We start from the raw sequence: 19425 nt of genomic DNA on the forward strand, positions 1-19425 counted from the left end.
GCACCCGCCTCCGACGGGCGCCAGAGCCGGCTCTTGCCGCACACCAAAGCGCGGCGTGCTTGCCCGGACCGTGCGACGGCGCTAACCTTGCCGTGGACCCGAGGAGGCAACCCGATGAGCAGTCTGAGCACCGTCGCAGTCGCGACCGCTCCTGCCATCCTGCCCGCGGGTTCCATGTGTTGTTGCGTCTGCTGTCTCTAGAGCGCTGCCGCACGCCCGCGCCCCTCCGGGAGCAATCCGCCAGCGCTCGCCCCAGTATCGATTCCAGGTACGCCCACGTTCGCCCTCTTAGACCTCGATCCATTGACCCGGTCCCCATACCCCACGCAAAGGAACACTCATGGCCCGCATTTTCGATGACGTAACCAAGCTCATCGGCAACACCCCGCTCGTCCGCATCAACTCCATGACCGAGGGCGCCGTCGCGACGGTCCTCGGCAAGCTCGAGTTCTACAACCCCTCCAACTCGGTCAAGGACCGCATCGGCGTGGCAATTGTGGACGCCGCCGAGGCGTCTGGCGAGCTCAAGCCGGGCGGCACGATCGTCGAGGCCACCTCGGGCAACACCGGCATCGCGCTCGCGATGGTCGGCGCCGCTCGCGGCTACAACGTCGTGCTCACGATGCCCGAGACGATGTCCAAGGAGCGCCGCGCCTTGCTACGGGCCTTCGGTGCCGAGCTCGTCCTGACGCCCGGCCCGACGGGAATGAAGGGCGCCGTCGACGCGGCCGATGCGATCGCGGCCGAGCGCCCCGGCGCCGTCCTGGCCCGCCAGTTTGCCAACCTGGCCAACCCCGAGATTCACCGCAAGACCACCGCGATCGAGATCTGGGACGACACGGACGGCGAGGTCGACATCGTCGTCGCCGGAATCGGTACGGGCGGAACGATCACCGGAATCGGCGAGGTCCTTAAGGCCAAGAAGCCCAGCGTGCAGATCATCGCCGTGGAGCCCGCGGAAAGTCCCATCCTCAACGGCGGCGCTCCCGGCCCCCACAAGATCCAGGGCCTCGGCGCCAACTTCATCCCCGAGATTCTCAACACCGAGATCTACGACGAGGTCTTCGACGTCGACTCCGAAACCGCGGTCGCGACCGCGAGGGCGGCTGCTCGCAAGGAGGGCCTGCTCGTGGGCATCTCCTCCGGCGCGGCGCTGCACGCGGCGATCGAGGTCGCCAAGCGTCCCGAAAACGCGGGCAAGACCATCGTGGTGATCATCCCCTCGTTCGGCGAGCGGTACCTCAGCACGATCCTCTACGCGGACTTGATGGATTAATCAGGCCCCACCAGACGTTGAGCCACCCGGAGGACTGCAATGAATGAGAACAGCCATGACTGAACGCATTTCCGCGTGGGCCCAGGCCCGCGAGGACGTACAGACGGCCCACCGTCGCGATCCGGCCTGCCCAGGCCCGCTCGTCGTGGCGTTGAGCTACCAGGGCGTTCATGCGTTGTGGTACTACCGGGTGGCACATCGCCTGTGGCTTTCGGGCCACAAGAGGCTCGCCCGCCTGGTCTCCCAGCGCGCCCGCCGCCGCACTGGAATTGAGATTCACCCCGGTGCGCAGTTGGGCCGCCGCTTGTTTATCGACCACGGCATGGGTGTCGTCATTGGCGAGACGGCGATCGTCGGCAATGACGTGCTGCTCTTCCACGGTGTCACGCTCGGCGGCACCACCATGAGCCATGGAAAGCGTCACCCCACGATCGGCGACAGGGTCGTGGTTGGCGCTGGGGCGAAAATCCTGGGCGCCATCTACATCGGTTCCGATGCCCGCATCGGCGCCAATGCGGTGGTGGTCAAGGATGTGCCAAACGGCGCAACGGCCGTGGGAATCCCCGCTGTGATCAGGCTCGAGCCGAACTACGTCGAGGCCCACACCGCCGCCTCGTGCGTCGACGACGGATACTCACATGTCCACCTCGATGACCTCGATGAACTCGGTGGTTTCGAGACAGAGCAACGCGAACCCGCGATGTACTACATCTAGCGGTGGGCTGGCTGATGGCTTCAGCACGCCGAGGTCTGCGCGGCAGAGTATTCACCTCTATCAACCGAAGACCGATCAGTAGTCGACAGTGAGAGACGCTTGGACGAGGAAATGGTTGAGGAGAATATGACGACACCAGACGCACCCGCGGAGAGCTGTCCGATGCCACGAGTGAGCCAGGCGCCGACGGATGACGTTCTCGCGCTGATCCTCGCGCGTTCCCACGCGGTTGCCGTGGTGGGCGCCTCTCCTCATCCTGATCGCACGTCGCACGCCGTGTGCACGTGGCTCATGAATCACACCCCCTTCGAGTTGTATCTCGTGAACCCCAACGCGGGCGACGCCGACATCGAGGGGCACGGCTTCTACGCTTCGCTCGCAGATGTTCCCGCCGCACCAGACATCGTGGTGGTGTTCCGCCGCAGCGAGGACGTGCCGCCCGTCGCCGTCGACGCTGTCAAAACCGATGCCGCCGTGCTGTGGATGCAACTGGGCATCGAGAGTGAAATCGCAGCCGCGACCGCACGCGCCGCGGGCATGGACGTCATCGAAAATCGATGCATCAAGGTGGAATACGCGCGCCTTCGGGACCAGATCGTCGCGAACACCATCGCCTGACAGTGCCGTTTCACTCCTGCCTGGGTGTGCGCACGGCGCTTTTGGGTGCCACGATCGTTCCATGAGTCTTCCCACGGGCTATCGCCGAACAGACGTGCCGTTCGAACGCCGCACGGAAATGATCGCGATCGACGAGTGGGCGTTCGCGATGACCCGGCCGCCCGATGTTCGTGAGGCAGTGGCCACCGCCACGGATTGGTCGCGGGCCAGGGGCGTCGAGACCGACGGCAGCGATGACTCGACCCCCACGCTCGTCGCCGTGCATGCCTCCTATGGCTACACGATGCGCGTGCCAGGGGGCAGTGTCGCCGCATCGGGCCTCACCTGGGTGGGCGTTCACCCCGCCCACCGTCGTCGCGGAATTCTCAACTCGATCATCGGCGACCACTTCGAGCGCTCACGCAAGCGCGGCGAGATTGTGAGCACGCTCACTGCGGCAGAAACCATGATCTACCAGCGCTTCGGCTATGGCCTGTCTTGCCCTACGTACACGGTGAGTCTGCCACGCGGAATGGCGCTCCGGGGTACCGGCCCTTCCGAGGGCCTTCGACTCCGCATCGAGGATGCCGACCTCGCGACTCACGCGACCGCAGTACGCGCGGTCCTGGCGCGCGACGAACGACCCGGCGCCATGACCGTTGTCGACGACGCGATGCTGGCCAACCAGTTCTTCGATCCAGAACAGCTACGCGAAGGCAAGGAACAGAAGCGGATCGCGATCATCGAGGACGATCTGGGCCCGGCAGCCTTCGCCATCTTCCAGCGCAAGCTCACCTGGACCAATCAGCGACCGCAGGGCCAGGGCGCGACCGAGGCGTGGGCAGCCGTGAACGCGGCCGCCGCGCGGCGCCTGTGGTCGGTACTGGCAGATCTCGACCTCATGGTCTCCTTCGAGGTCGCCGGAGTGCCGCTCGACGATCCCCTCGTTCACTTGGCAGCGGACATCCGCGCGCTCGCTCCGCAACTGCGCGACCAGGTGTGGCTCAGAATTCTGGACGTCCCCGCTGCGCTCACCGCGCGCTCGTACGGCGCCGACATCGACGAGGTGATCGACGTCTCCGACCACCTCGTCGCCGAGAACGCGCACCGCTGGAGACTGCACGTGAAGGATGGCCGCGCAACGGTGGTGCGCGCCGAGAGGGGCTCCTCAGTCAGCGTCGGAATGTCGATTCAGGACTTGTCCGCCGCATACCTCGGTGGCACGACCATCGAGTCCATCGCGGCCGCTGGACTCATCGAAGAGGTGCGTCCGGGCTCCGTGGCCGCACTCAGCGACGCGTTCAGGGCGCGGCAAGCGCCCAGGAGTTCATTCGTCTTCTAGTTCGCGCGTCTTCTAGTTCGAGTCCGCGGCGCTGTTACGCGTCGCGCGTGGCCTCGAAGGCAGAGAGCTGGTCGATGCGGCGCTGGTGACGGGCGTCGCCGCTGAAGGGCGTGGCGACGAAAGCGTCCACAATCGCGAACGCCTCCTCCGTGGTGTGCATGCGTGCACCGAGCCCCAAGACATTCGCGTCATTGTGCTGCCTGGCGAGGATCGCGATCTCGGGCTTGTAACCCAGGGCCGCACGAATCCCGCGGACCCTGTTGGCGGCAATCTGCTCGCCGTTGCCCGATCCCCCGATGACGATTCCCAGGGACCCTGGCTCGACCACGACGGACTCGGCCGCGGAAATGCAGAAGCCTGGGTAGTCGTCTTGGGCGTCGTACTCGGACGCGCCGTGATCCACGACGTCGTGGCCGGCGGCCGTCAAGTGGGCGAGAAGCTCTTCCTTAAGCTCAAATCCCGCGTGGTCTGTAGCAATGTGAAGGCGCATAGTTACATCATGCCAGCAGGCACGCCGTGGGCGAACGTGCCGCGATCACGGGCCTGCGAGCGCATAAGGTGAACGTCATGACGGAACCCCAGCGCGGCATCGACCCCACAGCCCTCTCGACGTCCATCCGAGCCCAAGACGACTTCTTCCGGTATGTGAACGGCACCTGGCTGGCTAGCCACGAGATTCCGGCCGACCGCGCAGCGGATGGCGCGTTCTACGCGCTCCACGATCAGGCCGAGAAGGACGTGCGGACCATCATCGAGGAGGCAACCGCTGACTCGACGATCGGCGCGCTGTACGCGAGTTTCATGGACACCGACACGGTGGATTCCCTCGGCGTCGCACCGCTGAGAGGGGACCTCGATGAGATCGACGCCGCCACGACCCACGACGAACTCGCTGCGGCGCTCGGACGCCTTCAAGTCAGCGGCGTGAGCGGCGCGGTGGGCTTCTACGTCTTTGCGGACAAGAACAGCCCGGATGAGAACGTCGTGTACCTCGAGCAGTCGGGCCTCGGGCTTCCCGACGAGGCGTTCTACCGTGAGGATTCACACGCCGCCACCAGGGCCGCGTACGTCGATCACATCGCGAGAATGGCCGCACTCACCGAAACGAACATCGATGCGGACACCGTCATGGCGGTCGAGACGGCCCTGGCCGCCGTGCACTGGGACAACGTGAAGACGCGAGAGGCGGACCTCACGTACAACCCAACAACGCTCGCTTCGCTCGCCGAGGGCGCGCCCGGCTTCCCTTGGGCCCTGTGGGCCGCGCAGATCGCCATGCCGGACGCTGCTCGAGACTCCTTGGTCGCGGACGAGCCGCCATACCTCACCGGTTTCGCCGCCTTGTGGACCGCCACCGATCTCGACCACTGGAAGCAGTGGCTACGGTGGCGAGTCGTCGTGAGCCGTGCCGCCTACCTCACTCAAGAGATATCGCGCGCCAACTTCGACTTCTACGGGACCGTGCTCTCGGGCGCCCCCGAGCAGCGCGACCGATGGAAGCGCGCCGTGCACGTCGTCGAGAGTTGCGTGGGCGAGCTGGTTGGCAAGGAATACGTCGCGAGGCACTTTCCCGCCGAGCACAAGGCAAAGATGGACGACCTCGTCGCCCACCTCATCGCCGCGTACAAGACGTCGATCGAGAGCCTCGAGTGGATGACTCCCGCCACGCGGGAACGGGCGCTGACCAAATTGGCTCAGTTCACGCCCAAGGTGGGATACCCCGACGTGTGGAGGGACTTCACAGGCCTCACCGCCGACGCGGGCGACCTACTCGGCAACGTGCGCGCATCGGCGCGATTCGACCAAGCGTGGGAATGGTCGAAGATCGGCAAGCCCGTCGACAGGCTCGAGTGGCTCATGACGCCACAGACCGTCAACGCGTACTACCTGCAAACGGGTAACGAGATCGTGTTCCCTGCCGCGATTCTCCAGGCGCCCTTCTTTGACCCCGAGGCGGACGACGCCGTCAACTTTGGCGGCATCGGCGCCGTCATTGGCCACGAGATTGGCCACGGATTCGACGACCAGGGCTCGAAGTACGACGGCACGGGCAGGCTCTCCGATTGGTGGACGGCGGCCGATAGGGCCGCGTTCATGGAACGTGCCTCCGTGCTGATCGCACAGTACGACGGCTACTCCCCTGCCCAGTTGACCAACGAGCACACGGTCAACGGCGCCCTCACCGTTGGCGAGAACATCGGCGACCTCGCGGGAGTGGAGATCGGTCTCAAGGCGCTGCGCATCGCCGTCGGCAAGCCTCTCGACGAACTCCCCGCGATCGACGGCCTCACCGCGGTGCAGCGATACTTCATCGCCTACGCCCTCACGGAGCGCACCAAGCGGCGCAACGAGGCGCTCATTACCCAAATCAACACGGATCCTCACTCCCCCGAAGAGTTCAGGATCAACGGCGTGGTGCGGAACATGGACGCGTGGTACGAGGCCTTCGGCGTCACCGCGGAGGACGAGTTGTGGCTCGCCCCCGACGACCGCGTGCGTATCTGGTAGAAGCGTCGGGACGTTCTAGTCGACGTATTAGTCGACGGTGCATTCGCTCAAGAGTGCGGCGAGGCCTCGCTCTCGCGCCACGAGTTGACGAGGGCGCCGTCGTGCACAATCACGAGCCTTGGTGGGCGCGCTAGACCGTGCCCCTCGCAGCATCGTGACGCGCTCGTCGGCGAAGAGCGGCACCAGGGTGAGCGCCGCGAGCGTGCGGTCGTGCGAGGCCGCCCCGGCAGAGTCACCTTGCTCGTGCGCGGGAATCGGTGAAGGTGACTCTTGCACGACGTCCCATCCCGTGGTGAACCCGTCAGAGGTCCCGCAACCGCTACGCGCGGAGGCTCCCCCTGCCGCGCCCACGCCGTCCTGACCGATGCAAGTGACCTGCTCGACGGTGGCCTCCGAGCCCGCCGATACCCAGGCGCGAGCGATCGACGATTCGCCACCGGGAACCGAGACGCGCACGCGTACCCAGCCCGTCTTGACTTGACCGGCCTGCACCGTCAACGTCGGGCCATCCGACGCGGTCTCGAAGACTCCGTCGCCGTTGAGATCCCAGGAGTACGTCAGGTCTCCCGCGCCCACGGAACCGCTCGCCGTGAGTTGCACGTCGCGGCCAGCCGCAACATACGGCCCTCCAGCCCACGCGTGTGGAGCCCGGTCCGCGAGTGCAAGCGCCTCGACTAGTTGGCCGCGAACGTCGGCAGTCGCGGCATCGACTTGCGCGAACGTGTCCGCGGAGGTGGGCAGGGTCACGACATGGGTGTCGACCGTCACGACCCGGCCCTCCGCTGCACCAGTCCAGACCTGGGCTAGGTCTCCTGGCCCGACTGATGCGTCACCGACGTAGACGGCCTGGGCGGTCGCGTTCCAACGGGCTGGGAGTCTCACATCCTCCGCGGGCACCCAGTCAGTCCTTGCGGATGCCCGGAGCGCGTCAAGCGCCTTCTCAGGGTGGGTGCCTGCCGCCACGACGCGCCTCAAGAGGTGCACTCCGTCGTCAGCACGCCGCTGTTCAATGACCGAGACCTGTGCCCCGTTCCAGACCGCCGCGTCGGAGAGTGCGGATTCAGCGGCCGCGCGAGCAACCGCGTCGTCGCCAACGATGAGCGCCACGTCACGTGCCACTCCGTTGTCGTCGACGGCGCCAAAGGTGCCGTAGCTCGCTACCAGGTGAGCGATTTGGCTCTGCCCCTCCGGCTTGAGGTGGTACCACTCGTCGCGAGTGGTGGTCTCGAAGACCTCGTACATCCACCTGTTCGGGTTGGCGATTCCGCCCCTAGCATCAGGCTCGTGGCCCTTGAAGAGCGCCGGAACCGAGTCGACGAACGTGACCGTACCGTCTCCTAAAACTCCGTTCACCGCGTCGATTGCCGATCGCTGAGCCGCGATTCCCGCGGCCTCAAGTGCGGACAGTTTCGCGGAGACGGGGTACGTCGTCACGCCCGACGATTGCACGGACGTAATGCTCAGGTCGCTGTTGACCTCGAGGCCCGGATACGCGAGAAACGCGATCTTGGCGTGTCCATCGGTGCGTTGCTCGATCGTCGTCAGGACCTTAATGAGGTCATCCGAATACTTGTTGTTGACGTAGTCGAGCGCCGTCTGCAACGCGGCGTCGCACCCCTTCGCGTCGGCCATGATGAGGCACGCCCTGACGATGTCCGGAAAGTGTGCGTCATTCCCGCCAAGCGTGAGAAGCACCAGGTCCACGTCTGGGTTGAGCGCGTCAACCTGAGGCGCCAGCCAGCGGTCACACACGACGGACACGTGGTCAGTCCCGTCCCCGATGGGGGTCTTCACCACGTGCGTGACGAAATACTCCTCCGTAGCCGGCGTAGGCGAGCATCGAGGGTTGGACGCCGCCCAGGATGTGTAGAACTGATCCGCGCGCGGCGCGGATTCGTCCTCAGGTTGGGGGTACGCAATGACGCGAGAGTCCTTCATGTTCCTGGGGTTGAGGACGGCGTCGGACGTAGAGGCAGAGCACGCCCTGTTCATCAGCGTCACGGCGTAGCCCTGCGACCCGAGGATCCTCGCGTATTGCTCCCCCCACGTGTTGGTGCTCCGCATGCAACGATCGGGACCGTAGTAGGAGGGGTCACCCGCGGCCCTGGCCCCGTTGCCCGCCGTGTACGAGTCGCCCATGAGAACCACGGTCAATGGTTGCGGCCCTTGCGCGTCGACGAGCGCCTGCGGCCCATTTACGGTAGCGTCGCTCGGAGCCGCCTGGGCGGATGTGGCCGTCCAGACCCCAGTGAAGGCGAGTGCCGCGATGAGCGCGACTCCGCCGACAGCGATTGATGCCCGCACGCTTTCAACTCCCGAGTCGTCGAACCCTCCAGGCCTACCCACTACAGTAAAAAACAGACCCCCAGATTGGGTAGCCCCATTTATGGGGTAAAACGCCGTATGTGTCCAATGTCACATTTCGACGCGCCGCGGCGATGGACCGGGTTGCGACCCGCATCTGGTATGCGCCCGTCCGTGAAATACTTGCCTACGTGAACGCTCCCGTGCCAATGCCCTCGATCGCGTTCTTCGAGCCGCGCATTCCCGAGAACACGGGCGCCGCAATTCGGCTGTCGGCCGTCACCGGGGCGCCTCTAAGGCTCATCGAGCCGCTCGGATTTTCGCTCGAGGAATCGCGACTGCGACGCGCGGGCCTCGACTATCACGACCTTGCCACCGTCACGGTCCACCCGTCATTCGACGAGATGTGCGCCGCGCTGCCCGGCGCGCGCGTGTTTGCCTTCACGGGCAGGGCCGATACCTGGTTCACCGATGTCGCCTACAACGCGAGCGACGTGTTGCTCTTCGGACCGGAGCCCACCGGCCTACCCGATGAGGTGCTCGACCATCCACGAATCACGCAATGGTTGCGCATTCCGATGCTTCCTGGACGGCGGTCGCTCAACTTGTCAAACGCCGCGTCGATCGCAATTTACGAGGCGGGCAGGCAATTGGGCTTCGCGGACCACGTGTAGCACGCACCGCGCGGTGCGTCGTGGGGCTACCCCACGATGAGCGTCGACCGATGAGTCCTAGCGCATCGACTTGATGCGTTCGGCGAGGAGCGCGAGGGCGAAGAGCACCGCCCCGATGACCGAAACGCTCAGCCACAGGGGTAGGAGTGACTCGCTGGCAAAGACCTGCGACAAGGCAACAACCACGGTGGTGATCGCCGTCGCAAGTAACGGCGCGAACCAGTGGCGCATGACTCCCACCACGGCCAAGACGAGCGCCCCTCCGACAAGGGCAAACGTGCGCGCGAAGGCGTCGGGGTTGAACGCGAGGGCCAGGTACGAAGGCACCAAAGCGGCGCCAAGCCCTGGTGCGAGCGCGAAATACGTGCGAATCTGCGGATCCCGCTTCAGCCACCAGAGCCCGACCACAATCATCGTGAGCGCGGGAGCCGCGGTGTACACCTCGAGCGTCGCGATTCCCACGTCGGCGGCGAGAAGCATCGTGGCCACCGACAGCCCTCCAAGGGCCACCCAGCGTGCCCAAGGCGCGCCCAAGGTCGACAGGGTGAACCATGCGGCGCATGCGAGCACCACGACCAAGCCTGCGAGCCCCAGGTCGCCGGTGAAGAGCGGCCCCAAGACGCTCGTGACGCCCAATATCCATACTGCAACGAGCCGACGCGTGTCGAGACCTGCGGCAACCGCCACGAGGGGCATCGTGAGTGCGGTGCCCGCCGCGATGGTGGCGGCGATACCGGGGTCAACGTTCCACGAGTCGAGCGCGAGGAAGACCGCGGTGGCGCCCGCCACCGGCGCGAGCGCAAGCGAAAACGTCCTGGTTCCGCCATCGGCCGCACGAATCGCGGTCCAGATCGATGCCACGGCGACAGCTCCGATGGCGACGGCCGTCGTCCACGACTCGTTCACCGACCAGGCCACCGACGAGAGGGCGACCCCTAGCGGCACGAGCGGGTGAAGGCCAAGCTGGCGCCTCCAGCGGGCAGCCGCCTCGGTAGACAGCACGCCGATGACAGCAAGCGCCACCCATCCGATGGGGCCGGGCACCAAACCGGCCATCGTGGCCAGAGCCACGGCGACGATGCTCCCCGCGATCGTGCGGGCGGGACCCCACGCGAGCACGCCGACGGTCACCGCGACCACGGCCATCAGCAACCACGGGCGCCAACTGACATCATCAAACGCCCACGTCTGCGCGAGGGCCATGATTGCTGCGCCGATTGCTTGAAGGCCAGCGATGGCGGCGACGAACATCACGCCAATTCCGCCAAACAGTGCCGCGGCCCGGTTCACGCCGCGCGAACCCCGCGCGAACCACGCAACGACGGCGGCAACGACGGCAGCGACGGCAAGTGCGAGGTCACCGTGATACGAAGCAAGTGCGGCCGGCGCGACCAGGCTCGCCAGGAATATCGCTGGGGCGAGAGTTACCTTGGGGGCCCATCTGGCGGCGACGCCCAACGCGGCGGCGGCAAATAGCACCGCGCCCACACCCCACCACAGGTTTATGGGGCCGACGGATAGGCGACCCAAGCCCACAAAGCCGTGAAGCGTCGCGATCACTACGACGCCGATGCCCACGAACGTGCGGGCGGGTCGCCACCACGGCACCCGTGCGACGAGGCCATATGCCACGGCGCCCACGCCGACGGCGAGTGCGGGAGCGCCCGCATCGGCGATCGTGAGCGCGCCGGTACCCGCGTCGGCCAACGCCTGCTGCACCCGTGCCAGAACAACGAGCGCGAGAACCAGGATGCCTATGCCGGTCACCACGCGCGTGATACGAGGCGGCGAGTCGAAGCCGACCCGGTCGGCGAGGATCGCCATGACGGGTCCGGCAACGGCAACGCATCCGCTCAACACGAGGGCCCAGCCGTATCCGGCAAACGCGCCAGCGGAGTGCGAACCGACGGACGCGACCCCGGCCGTGATCGCCGCGGCGCTCACGCCGATGCCCGCAGCCAGGTACGCGGGTAGAGACCCGATCAGGACGGGCGACACGCGGTCCGACGGCAAACGAGCGGCGGCCACCGCGACGAGCAGCGCCGCGACCGCGGCCGCCGCCGCGACGGCTCCGAAGGACTCAGAGGCGTGCCACGCCCAGGCGGAGGCCCCCACCACGGCCACTAACGCCCAATATCCTGCGGCGTGGCGCTGGCGGACCGCCGCAGCGGCCAACGCGACGAGAGCGAGGACCACCGCAACCGTGCCCCACACCAACTGGGCTTGCGAGCCGTAAGACTCGACGACGGCACCGGCTCCGTGAAGCCCACCGATGGTCGCGAGCCCGATGGCAAGGGCCCGGACAGGGGTCAAGCGCGCGGCGCCCCACAGCGGCGCCGCGAACCACTGGACACCGGCGGCGACTGACAGCCCGACCCCCGCGGCTGCCGCTCCATGCGCCACCGCGTACGCGGCGTCGAGCGCGAGGAACACCGCGCCTGCGGCGAAGGCCGCCGCCGCAACCGTCTGCACCCACGCCGCGGCCACCAGAGCCGACGGATCCCAGCGCCCGGTCACCAGCGGCAATGCGGACAGCAGGATAAGGGCGAGACCGAACCAACTGAGGCTGCCCACTCCCGAGAGGGACACGTCGCCGAATAGCGAAAGTCCGGAGAACGCCAGCGGCACGCCCTCGATGGCGGGCAGAAGCATTGCGAACGCGGCGCCAACGAGCCCGGGCAATAACCCGCGCAGACCCGGGGTGCGCCACGCGAGCGGCGCCCTTCCCAGACCGGCAACGGCGACTATTGCGGCAACGGCGAACACCACGGCGAGCTGACCCGCAGTAAGTCTCCACATCGACGCGGACGTGACCGCCCCGATGGTGAAGGTCCCCGTGAGTACTCCGGCACCCCACGCGGGATTCCACGCGGCGATGCCACCGCACACCGCGACGCTCGTCAGGATCGCTGTGAGCGCGAGTCCGTCCACGCGGTGCGCCGAAAGCGGCGTGAAGACCGCGACCAGCGCCGCGACAAACGCGACGGCCATGCCGCCGTACTTCGCGGTGGCTCGTTGACCGCTCGAACGCCACATGGACCTGGCACCGAGGATTGCCGCGCCTCCGAGCGTCGCCACGATCACGTACGTCGACATGCCAACCGTCGTGCCCGACGACCGCCATGCTCCCTCGACGGCGCCCGCCTCCACGGCAAGAATGACGGCGGCGGACGCGACCTCACCCACCACCTTGATTCCCAGCCTCGCCAGTCCAAGGCCCGCGATGGCAGCGGTCACGACGGCTATCGCCGCCGTATACGGCGCCGGGCCCGAGGGACCAGCCGTAAGGGCGTACACGCCGACTCCGACGAATGCCGCCGAAACCACTCCGAGCGCACCGCCGACGGCCGCAAAAACGTGACGCGTTGCCGTCCTCGCGAGCCACGCGAACACGGCGGCGAACGCGATGAGTATCGACATGCGCAGGGCTGGCCCGTATACGGACCACGAGGCGGCCACAAACACGATTCCGGAGAGGATGAAGAGCGCGGCGCCTGAGATTCCAAGCAGTACCGGTGCCGTGAGCCTCTTCGCGGGTCTCATCGCGGTTGGCCGCACGGTAGCGGGCTCAACGGCGGCCCACGCGCGTCTGTCTGCCGCCGGCGACTGAAACGCCTGGGCCGGGGGTGATGAGAACGGGGAGCCTGACGACGCGGTCGACGTCGCCTGCGGGGTTCCCGCTTGTTCGCCCGGCGCGCTGAATGGGGCGGAAATCGCCACACCCTCCGGAACCGCGCGTGCCGCGGGTTCGCCATCGAGCCCCTCACGCACGTCGGCCGCTGCGCGGTGCGCGATTTCGAGAATCTCCTTGCGGTACCCAATCCACCCGTCCTGCTGCGCGGTCAACTCACCGATCTGCGCACGCAGCCGGTATATCTCTCCGTTGGCCCGCTCGGTGTCCCGCGCCATTGGGCTCGCGCAGTCGAGACCACACTCAAGACACAGCACCTGTCCCGGCGCCAGCGCCGTCCCGCAATCGGGGCACCAGTACCCCGACCCCCCTCTCAGATCGCTCATGCACTGACCTTAGCGGTGGCCGTCAGCCCGCCGTGGGATGACTGTGGATGAAGCAACTTCACAGTGTGACTTCGTGTGACGGGACGCGCAGGTGTCCCGTGGAGTCTTCCATCTCGCGTGGCGCTCGCGCCGCCGACGCGAGACTGGTTTGCGACTATTCGAGGCGCCTGCGCGCCAGAGACCGGGGTTCCTTGCCACCGAGGAGCCAACCGACGGCCCAGGCAACAACGGGGAGTCCCACCACGAGCGCGAGGATCGCACTGATGGGAGCTGGGTTAAGCACCGACAGGTCTCGTCGATACCAAGCAACGAGTGTGATGTACGCACCCGCGGTGCCTAAGAGCCCACCGAGGAGACCGAGAGAGCCCGCCGTCGCCGCCGTGATAGTGCGGCGCACGCCGCTGCTCGCTCCCGTGGCCGCAAGCGTCGACAGGTCCGGCGCGGTCTCGCTCCTGATAAGGCCCACGGTCATGGCGAGCACGGCGAGCGCGAGCGCGATGCCTCCCGCGGTGACAGCCAGACGCAAGGGAGCGAGGTCCGCCTGCGTCGGCCGCGTCTCGACGCTGAGTCCTGCCTGCAAGGCCAACACGCGCGCCTTCGCCTTTTGTGCGGCGGTCACGTTGCCGTCGAAGTCGAGGAGCCAACCGGTCGGCACGGCGGTAAGTCCCAGGTCTCCCATCGCCTTCGGCGTGATGAGAGTGGTCGGGTCGGACGAGTAGGTGGGCAGGTCCGAGCGCTGCACCACCGGCACCCAGTCCGAAGCACGAATCGGGATCATTTCGTACGCGTCAAGGTTCGCGTGCGACGTGACCAGGTCGGTGTTCGCAGGAATGGAGGACTGCGAGATGCCGTAGTGCGCGAGGACCTCGGGGGTCAACAGGTACACGTGTACCGACTCGTTGCCATAGAAGGCGGTTCCGGTGTGGCCGCCCTCTGAGACGGCACGCGGGATGCCGAGCTCGACCGGATCATACGTGGGCGTTCCCGCGGTTGCGCCGTCACCCACGTGGGTGCCGCCGTTTCCCTTTGTGTCGACCGCGGCATCGAGGGCCAGTGTGGAGCGCGCGCCGACCGAGCGCGCAATGTCGTCCACGGCACTCTGCGCCGCGAGCAGGGATTCGGCGCCGACCGCGGGGATTGGACCGCCCGCGCCATTGCTCCCTAGCCACAGGACAATCTCGTTGCCGGGCAGGTTGCCGCCGCCAACGGTTGAATTGGCGGCGACCTGTGCGGCGCCCGCCACGCCCGAGATCGCCACCGCGATTCCGACGGCGAGGCTCACCGCGGCGACGGCGCCGCCCGAGCGGGCCCGGTAGCGGTCGAGGTCGCGCACGGCGAGGCGGACGGCCACGGGTGCCCGCGCTCCCGCGGCCGCAAGCAGTGAGGTGGTCCCGGGGGCGATGAGGAGCATCCCCACCACCGTCGCGCCGATGCCGAGAGCCAGGAACACCGGCCGGTTGCTCGGCACGAATGCCACTGTTGCCAGGCCCCCCATCGCGACGATGGCCCCCGGCAGGGCGCGAAGGTGCGGCGCCCGCGGTGGCGCGGGCCTCGTCGCCAGAGCGGACACGATCGGGGTCCGCGAGGCCGACCGCGCCGGCCACCACGAACCGAGCACCGACGTGACGACCGCGAGAATCATCGCTCCGGCAATCGCTAGCCACGACTGGTTGAGCGGATCGATGCGATGGTTCACGACCCGCTCGATGGCGGGCACGGCGACGAACCAAGCGCCCACCCCGACCGCGGCGCCGATCACCGCACCCGCTGCGCCGACCAACGCACCGTTCACGAGTAGCGCGAGGCGGAGATTCCTGGTCGTTGCCCCCAACGCGCCGAGTAGCCCCACGCCGCGCAAGCGCCGCTGCGCGATCACCGAGAATCCGGCCACGGCGACCAGGCCGACGAAGATGGATCCAATCACGGCGAGGACGAGGACCACGACCGCGGCCTGGACGTTCTGGTGTGCCGTCTTGAGCGACACCTGGGCGCCGTCGATGCCGAGGCCATAGAGGTCCCCACCGGATGGCGCCACTCCGAGCACGCTCACCGTCTGTGGCGACGCGATGGTTCCGGGCGCGACGACCGCGAGGTCCTCGAGCAGGTCGAGGGGATTCTCGACGATGCCCACCACCCGCCACGAGTGGCCGTCGACGCTCCACTGACCTCCCACGGCGAGACCGAACGTGCCGGCGACGCCGTCGGTCACGGCAATCTCGTCTGCACCGCTCGGGTAGCGTCCGCCAACAAGTCGAAGCGTGGCCGACATGAGGGGCCCGGAGGGATCCTGATCGCGAACGTCGATCGGGGTCACGCTGCCTGGCACGGGGATGCTCAGGTGGTGGATGACCTCGGCCGTGCCGAAACGACCGGTGAGCTTTGCGACATCGGCACCTAGGCTCGGGTCGGAACCGGGGATGATCACCAGGTAGTCGGCGCTGCCGAAGCGAGCATCCGACGACGCGCTCGCGTTTGCCGCGAGACCGAGGCCGACGACGGTCGCGGCGAGCACGACGACGAGTAGGGAAAGCACGAGCCCCTGTTGACGCCACTCACGCCGGAACATGCGCCACGCCCAGCGGGCGACCGCGCGACGAGCGGGGAGCCCTCCCGTCGAGGCCGAACGGCTGAGGCGGGCCTCGGACACGTGGGTCACGGGTGACCGTCATCCGAGAGCAGGGAGTCGACTCCCGCGGCCGGAACCGTCTGGTCCACGATGCGTCCGTCCCTGAGGAAGATCACGCGGTGCGCCCACGACGCGAGTTGGGCATCGTGCGTCACGACAACTCCGGCCACCCCGTCCTGGCACGCGGAGCGAAGAATGCGCATGACGGACTCGCCGTTGACCGAGTCGAGTGCCCCCGTTGGCTCGTCGGCGAGCAACACGTCTCGTTGGCCAACGACGGCGCGCGCGATCGCGACGCGTTGCCTCTCACCGCCCGAAAGCTGGTCGGGAAAGCGGTCGGCGCGCTCTGCCATCCCCACGCGGTCGAGGGCCGCAAGGGCGGTACGGCGGGCGGCCTTGAGTCCCATCCCGTCGAGCTCGAGCGGCAGCGATACGTTCTCAGCGGCGGTGAGGCCAGCGAGCAGGTTGAGATCCTGAAACACGTAGCCGATCGACCGGCGGCGCAGGCGCGCGCGCTCATTCTTGGACATAGAGGACACGTCTCGCCCGTGAATCTTCACCGTGCCACTCGAGGGCTCCTCGAGGCTGCCCGCGATCGTGAGCAGCGTGCTCTTTCCCGAGCCGCTCGCCCCCATCACCGCCACGAGTTCCCCCGCCGAGATCGTCAGGCTCACGTTCTGAAGCGCGTGCACCTCGCTTTCGTCGGCCCCGAACGTCTTGGATACGCCCTCAAGCTCGATGCCCTGCATCACGTCACCACCCTGATGGTCCGGCGCGTCACGAGGGACGCCTGAGTCGATGCGTCGCTTCTCGGCGCGTTGGCCATGGCTCGCACCCTGGCGTCGGCCGAGTCGAGCCAGCGAATCAGCGCGTCGAGGCGGAAGAGTTCGGCGTCGACAACGAGCGCGACTCTCATGTCATCCACCGCGTCTTCCTTCAACGTGGTGTAGGCCTGCATCAGCTCGACGAGCCTGCGCCGATGCGACTGGAGCACCGCGGGCACGTCGACCCCGGGCACTCCTAGGGCGACAAGCACCTTGATGACGAGCTCATCCCGCGGCGGAATGACCGACGGCGGCGTGTGCAGCCATGCGTCCACCTCGAGGCGACCCTCATCGGTGATCCGGTAATCCTTCTGCGGACCGTCGTCGCCGCCGTTTGCCACGATCAGCCCGTCGCGCTCGAGCCGCTGCAGCGTGGTGTAGACCTGTCCGACGTTGAGTGGCCACACGTCACCCGTCCGTTGCTCGAACTCGTCGCGTAACTTGAGCCCGATCTTGGGGCCCTCGCTCAGCAGCGCTAGCAGCGCGTGGCGAACGCTCATGACGACTCCCGTGCATCGACCGATGTGAGGTACATACGGAGTACTATACTAGGTATACATGAGGGTCGGCTAGTGGGACTCGGGAGTGTTGCCCTCGCTAGCGGGCCTGCCCGGCCGCGAGTTCGGCGTAGCGCCCGGCAAGCGCCATCAGTTCGGCATGGGTGCCCGATTCGACGATGCGGCCGGCGGCGACCACGTGGATCACGTCCGCATCGACCACAGTCGACAGACGGTGTGCCACCACGAGCGTCGTGCGCCCCCGGGAGGCGTTGTCGAGCGCCTCCTGAACCACGCGCTCGCTCAAAGTGTCGAGCGCGCTCGTGGCCTCATCGAGCAGCAGGATGGGCGGGTCCTTCAGCAGGACCCTGGCGATGGCGATGCGCTGCTTCTCGCCGCCCGAGAGCCGATAACCTCGCTCGCCCACCGCCGTGTCGTAGCCGTGCTCGAAGCTCTCAATGGTGTCGTGAATATTCGCGGCCCTGCATGCCGCGACCAGATCCTCGTCGGTCGCGTCTGGCCGTGCATAGCGCAGGTTCTCGGCGATGGTCGCGTGAAACAAGTACGTCTCTTGGGTGACGACGCCCACCTGTTCGACGACCGAATCCTGGGTGAGCTCGCGCACGTCCGTGCCCGCAAAGACCACGCTGCCCCCGGAGGCCTCGTGGAGCCGGGCGGCCAGGTAAACGATCGTGGTCTTTCCCGCGCCCGAAGGACCCACGAAGGCATGCGTCTCACCGGGCTTCGCGGCAAAGGAAATGCCGTCAAGCGTCGCCCGCGCGTCTTCGGACGCGTCCGGGTACCGGAAGGTCACGTCGCGAAACTCGATGGCCCCGACGGGACCGGGCGCGTCCGACGCATCGCGCGCGTCTGGAGCATCGGAAATGGCGGGGGTCAGGTCGAGGTACTCGAAAATCCTGGCAAACAGCGCGCGCGACGTCTGCACCTCAAGAGCGACGCGCATGAGCGACATGAGCGGAAAGAGCAGGCGCGCCTGGATCGTGGTGAAGGCGACGATGGTGCCCGCGGTGATCACGCCGCCACCCGCCTCGCCTCCGCGCGCCAGAAGCAGACCCGATGCCAGGTAGATGATGGCGGGAACCGACGACATGATGACGGTCACCATGCCGAAGAACCACTGCCCGCTCATCGCCAGCTGGATCTGGAGGCGGATCAGGGTCCTGTTCTCCCCCGCGTAGCGCTCGGACTCAAAGCCGCGCCTGTTGTAGACCTTGCTCAGCAGGATGCCGCTCACCGATAGCGTCTCCTGAGTGATCGACGTCATTTCGGACAGCGACTCCTGAGTCTTGGCCGCGATGCGTTGACGCACCAGGCCGACGCGCCGCTGCGCCACGACGAGCGCGGGCATGAGCACCACGGCGAGGAGCGTGAGACGCCAGTCGAGCACGATCATCGCCACGAGCGAGGCAATGACCGTCGCCGTGTTGCCCACGATGCTCGACACAAACGTGGTGAGCACGCCCGCGACGCCGCCCACGTCGTTCTGCAGCCGGGACTGGATCACGCCCGTCTTGGTGCGCGTGAAGAACGCGAGCTCCATGCGTTGCAGCTTGTCGAACAGCGTGACCCGCAAGTCTCCCGTCACCCTGTTGCCCACGTTCGAGGTCACCCAGGTCTGCCAGACGCTCAGGCCCGCCGACGCGACGAAGATGCCGATCATGAGCGACACCAACCCGGTCAGCAGACTTAGGTGAGGGGGCGCGGTCCCCCCCGCTCCGTCCGTCGGGAAGAGCGCGCCGTCAAAGATGCGTTGGACGAGCAAAGGAGGCACAACACTTGCCGCCGACGTCGCCAACACCAGCACCACGGTGAGCGCGATGTGCTTCCGATAGGGGATGAACATGGCGCCGACGCGCTTCCACAGGTCAGGCACGTGTGGGGCCGCGGCGTTCTCGGCGCGCAGTACGTCCGGATCGGCGCGACCGGTCAGACCCCTACCAGGCATTCCACCTCCGGTGGCAGCGCGACGGGAGCCCGTGGGCGGGTGGGACATGCGCTCAGCCTAAGCGAGGTCTCCGACGAAC

13 protein-coding genes are annotated in these 19425 nt (G+C 67.1%); 6 read left to right on the forward strand and 7 right to left on the reverse strand.

Annotated features, from left to right (window positions below):
• Positions 1-340: 340 nt before the first annotated feature.
• The 4 genes from cysK to BKA03_RS10185 all read left to right on the forward strand — a co-directional run bounded on the left by cysK (position 341) and on the right by BKA03_RS10185 (position 3930).
• Positions 341-1276, forward strand: a complete 936-nt coding sequence (cysK, locus tag BKA03_RS10170; RefSeq protein ID WP_062076052.1) for a cysteine synthase A — start codon at positions 341-343, stop codon at positions 1274-1276.
• A gap of 55 nt (positions 1277-1331) precedes the next feature.
• Positions 1332-1991 (forward strand): serine O-acetyltransferase, encoded by a 660-nt coding sequence (cysE, locus tag BKA03_RS10175; RefSeq protein ID WP_083972028.1) that lies wholly within the window; start codon positions 1332-1334, stop codon positions 1989-1991.
• A 126-nt stretch (positions 1992-2117) separates the two neighbouring features.
• Complete coding sequence (locus BKA03_RS10180) at positions 2118-2609, forward strand: CoA-binding protein (RefSeq protein WP_062076051.1); 492 nt, start codon at positions 2118-2120, stop codon at positions 2607-2609.
• 61 nt (positions 2610-2670) lie between these two features.
• Positions 2671-3930 carry a GNAT family N-acetyltransferase gene (locus BKA03_RS10185; protein WP_062076050.1) on the forward strand — a complete coding sequence of 420 codons (1260 nt, stop codon included), beginning with the start codon at positions 2671-2673 and terminating at the stop codon, positions 3928-3930.
• Positions 3931-3964: 34 nt separating this feature from the next.
• Here the strand turns inward: BKA03_RS10185 and BKA03_RS10190 are convergent, their stop codons facing one another.
• The gene (locus BKA03_RS10190) at positions 3965-4420 is read right to left on the reverse strand and encodes a ribose-5-phosphate isomerase (protein WP_062076049.1); all 456 of its coding nucleotides are present in this window, start codon (positions 4418-4420) and stop codon (positions 3965-3967) included.
• Positions 4421-4497: 77 nt separating this feature from the next.
• Here BKA03_RS10190 and BKA03_RS10195 point away from each other — a divergent pair, with 77 nt between their 5' ends.
• Positions 4498-6438, forward strand: a complete 1941-nt coding sequence (locus tag BKA03_RS10195) for a M13 family metallopeptidase (RefSeq protein WP_062076066.1) — start codon at positions 4498-4500, stop codon at positions 6436-6438.
• Between the two features lie 27 nt (positions 6439-6465).
• Here BKA03_RS10195 and BKA03_RS10200 read toward each other — a convergent pair whose 3' ends face one another.
• Positions 6466-8742 carry an SGNH/GDSL hydrolase family protein gene (locus tag BKA03_RS10200; protein ID WP_062076048.1) on the reverse strand — a complete coding sequence of 759 codons (2277 nt, stop codon included), beginning with the start codon at positions 8740-8742 and terminating at the stop codon, positions 6466-6468.
• 209 nt (positions 8743-8951) lie between these two features.
• Between BKA03_RS10200 and BKA03_RS10205 the strand changes: the two genes are divergently transcribed.
• On the forward strand, positions 8952-9416 hold the full coding sequence (locus BKA03_RS10205; RefSeq protein WP_062076065.1) for a tRNA (cytidine(34)-2'-O)-methyltransferase: 465 nt from the start codon (positions 8952-8954) through the stop codon (positions 9414-9416).
• A gap of 57 nt (positions 9417-9473) precedes the next feature.
• Here BKA03_RS10205 and BKA03_RS10210 read toward each other — a convergent pair whose 3' ends face one another.
• The 5 genes from BKA03_RS10210 to BKA03_RS10230 all read right to left on the reverse strand — a co-directional run bounded on the left by BKA03_RS10210 (position 9474) and on the right by BKA03_RS10230 (position 19346).
• A complete protein-coding gene (locus BKA03_RS10210; RefSeq protein ID WP_152649630.1) occupies positions 9474-13433 on the reverse strand; it encodes an SCO7613 C-terminal domain-containing membrane protein in 3960 nt (1319 codons plus the stop codon).
• A gap of 154 nt (positions 13434-13587) precedes the next feature.
• Positions 13588-16089 (reverse strand): FtsX-like permease family protein, encoded by a 2502-nt coding sequence (locus tag BKA03_RS10215; protein ID WP_062076046.1) that lies wholly within the window; start codon positions 16087-16089, stop codon positions 13588-13590.
• Positions 16086-16808, reverse strand: a complete 723-nt coding sequence (locus tag BKA03_RS10220; RefSeq protein ID WP_062076045.1) for an ABC transporter ATP-binding protein — start codon at positions 16806-16808, stop codon at positions 16086-16088. The genes BKA03_RS10215 and BKA03_RS10220 overlap by 4 nt, the downstream gene beginning before the upstream one ends.
• Positions 16808-17383 carry a PadR family transcriptional regulator gene (locus BKA03_RS10225; protein WP_062076044.1) on the reverse strand — a complete coding sequence of 192 codons (576 nt, stop codon included), beginning with the start codon at positions 17381-17383 and terminating at the stop codon, positions 16808-16810. Before BKA03_RS10225 ends, BKA03_RS10220 begins: the two co-directional genes overlap by 1 nt.
• Before the next feature lie 97 nt (positions 17384-17480).
• Positions 17481-19346: an ABC transporter ATP-binding protein gene (locus tag BKA03_RS10230; RefSeq protein WP_062076043.1), complete on the reverse strand. Its 1866-nt coding sequence runs from the start codon at positions 19344-19346 to the stop codon at positions 17481-17483.
• Between the last annotated feature and the right edge of the window lie 79 nt (positions 19347-19425).

It is taken from the genome of Demequina lutea, assembly GCF_013409005.1.
Lineage (GTDB): Bacteria > Actinomycetota > Actinomycetes > Actinomycetales > Demequinaceae > Demequina > Demequina lutea.

Bases quoted from the DNA above. Each gene is read 5' to 3' on its own strand.
- BKA03_RS10220 (WP_062076045.1), bottom strand. From the start codon at position 16,808: ATGCAGGGCATCGAGCTTGAGGGCGTATCCAAGACGTTCGGGGCCGAC.
- BKA03_RS10210 (WP_152649630.1), bottom strand. From the start codon at position 13,433: ATGAGCGATCTGAGAGGGGGGTCGGGGTACTGGTGCCCCGATTGCGGG.
- BKA03_RS10205 (WP_062076065.1), top strand. From the start codon at position 8,952: ATGCCCTCGATCGCGTTCTTCGAGCCGCGCATTCCCGAGAACACGGGC.
- BKA03_RS10230 (WP_062076043.1), bottom strand. From the start codon at position 19,346: ATGCCTGGTAGGGGTCTGACCGGTCGCGCCGATCCGGACGTACTGCGC.
- BKA03_RS10195 (WP_062076066.1), top strand. From the start codon at position 4,498: ATGACGGAACCCCAGCGCGGCATCGACCCCACAGCCCTCTCGACGTCC.
- BKA03_RS10190 (WP_062076049.1), bottom strand. From the start codon at position 4,420: ATGCGCCTTCACATTGCTACAGACCACGCGGGATTTGAGCTTAAGGAA.
- cysK (WP_062076052.1), top strand. From the start codon at position 341: ATGGCCCGCATTTTCGATGACGTAACCAAGCTCATCGGCAACACCCCG.
- cysE (WP_083972028.1), top strand. From the start codon at position 1,332: ATGACTGAACGCATTTCCGCGTGGGCCCAGGCCCGCGAGGACGTACAG.
- BKA03_RS10180 (WP_062076051.1), top strand. From the start codon at position 2,118: ATGACGACACCAGACGCACCCGCGGAGAGCTGTCCGATGCCACGAGTG.
- BKA03_RS10225 (WP_062076044.1), bottom strand. From the start codon at position 17,383: ATGAGCGTTCGCCACGCGCTGCTAGCGCTGCTGAGCGAGGGCCCCAAG.
- BKA03_RS10185 (WP_062076050.1), top strand. From the start codon at position 2,671: ATGAGTCTTCCCACGGGCTATCGCCGAACAGACGTGCCGTTCGAACGC.